Below are 2,110 nucleotides of genomic sequence, written 5' to 3'. Positions count from 1 at the left end.
AGCTTTTTTGATCGAGATTTATTTTAGTACCCCCGACTCTAGGATGAAGATGAATGAAAGCTTTCTGTTTATCTGTCTTTCCTTTGCTCAATGTATCGATTATTTGAACCTCGGCATTCTTTGTTTTGAATGTTCTGGTATGCAGGATATTCAGATTTTTATAGCCGTTGTGTGTTGCTTTAACTTCGTTGGCGCCCTCTTTTAGATTGCTGATTTTCGCCCTTTTTGCGACTCGAAAACCGCCCCATACTTGAGTTTGGTCAATGCCATCAACGACCACGGTGTTGTGGGCGCTCGTACCCCTTTGCTTTTGTCGAAGTTCATCTTTTTCATAGGTAGATACACCGGTATCTACTACAATAGGTTGCCCATCACAATATAGTTCGAAACTAAAAGTATCGGCCTGCGCATGGCCCGGTTGATAGGTCGGCCCAACATTTCCCACATCGACAAAGAGCTCGTATCGGTCACCATGATATTTTCGATAGCCAGAATCTGAGAGACTTGAACTTTTCCACTCTACGCCTAAGTTTTTTCCATATTCGAATAGTTGGTTCGATTTTGGTGCTATAGCGTATGCACTGTCGTTGACCATTGGGATATTTCCACTGGAAAAGGTTACCGTTTGAAGCCAAGAAAGCATTTGTACGGCAATTTCCCTCAAAAATGCTTCAAAACCGGTCTTATTCCATGGATTCCCCATTTCCAATGCTATACAATCCAACAAACGATGTAACATAATTTGATGATACATGGGAGACAATTCAAAATGTGCCCCATCATGTAGTACTTGACGTCTTAGTTCTTTGGTTAGAATTTGTTCTGCTTTTTTGTAAAAGGTTTCGTTCTGAAAATAATAGGCCCCAAAAAATAAGGCAAACCCATTTTCCAATACATGGTTGCCCAACAGATGATATTCTATATTGTGCGTTAAACGATTGTAGTCGTTGAAGAGGGCTTGATTGATTTCTTGATTTTGTATTTTATGTTTGGAGAGAAATTTTATCCAATTTATACCTCTTAGTGATATCGGATAGGGCTCCTTAGCATCCATCAGCATCCTATTTTGGCGAATATGGTCTTCTATCAATCGCAATCCATCTTCCTGTACTATATGTTCTTGGTTCAGAAAGTCGAAATAATTAAGGTTGTAGGTCCACAACTTTCCGAATTCCGAAAAATTCCAATCGATTTCATTTTCAAATTGGTGCGACAGGTTGAGAAAAACAAATTTGCCATCCCCATAAAAACTGTCCGAATATAAAAATGAATCCATCCAAAACAGGGGCTGCACAGTATTACGTAACGGCGAATCGTAAGACCTTTTAAAAAATCTATTGCGCAGCGTATAGTATACCCGATAATAGACCTGTTTAAGCTTCAAGTATTTAATGGTATGGAAGAGAAGGGTCAGTCTACCGGTATCCATTGGCCTTGTTTCAAAGATTCAATGGCCGCAAAGGAGGCCTTGGTCGTATTAACGATCTCATCAAAAGGAATAATCGGTACGCCGCCTTTTATTTGCTGTTCGATAAGTGCTCGGAACTGATTATAATGCCCCTTATCTTGGCTTGACTTTTTCTTGGCGCCTTTGAACCCATATCCCTTCAACTTTCGCCAATTGTCCATAACGAGCGTGCGTTCTTGTGAGTATACTTCGACCCGCTCTTTGGAATAGGCCTTGCTGCCATTCGCAAAATAATTGATAACCGCATTAGTACCATTTTCATATCGCAGAAGAATACTTGCATTATCCGTATTTTCATTAGGGTTAACGCCCATGGCGTTCATACAGACCGCCGTAACCTTCGACCCTGCCAGATAGGTGCATAAGTCGATATAGTGACAGGCCTCTCCGATAATTCTGCCGCCGCCGACCTCCATATCATGTACCCAAACGTCGGCTGGAATAAAACCGGCATTCATAGTAGCAACAATATTCATCGGTGTTTTGTCATTACCTAAAAGGTGTTTCATTTTTTTGGCCAAGGGTGCGAAACGTCTGTTGAAGCCTACGGATACATTTACGTTCCGCTTTTTGTATTCGGTGACGATATCTTCAAGTTCGGAAGGTTCGAGTGCCAATGGTTTTTCTACAAAAACACTTTTT

The 2,110-nt window shown here is 40.9% G+C and carries 2 protein-coding genes; both read right to left on the bottom strand.

The window, feature by feature from the left end; all coding sequences use genetic code 11:
• On the bottom strand, positions 1–1,429 hold a 1,429-nt coding region (locus tag ACEW8S_RS18005), incomplete at its 3' end, for a heparinase II/III family protein (protein ID WP_373519495.1).
• Positions 1,411–2,110, bottom strand: a 700-nt coding sequence (locus ACEW8S_RS18000; protein ID WP_373519494.1) for a Gfo/Idh/MocA family protein, incomplete at its 5' end; no start/stop codon positions are given. The genes ACEW8S_RS18000 and ACEW8S_RS18005, both read right to left, overlap by 19 nt.

It is taken from the genome of Pricia sp., from assembly GCF_041745955.1.
GTDB lineage: Bacteria > Bacteroidota > Bacteroidia > Flavobacteriales > Flavobacteriaceae > Pricia.
Note: the sequence above shows the minus strand (reverse complement) of the source record. Positions and strands in the feature narration are given on the sequence as shown.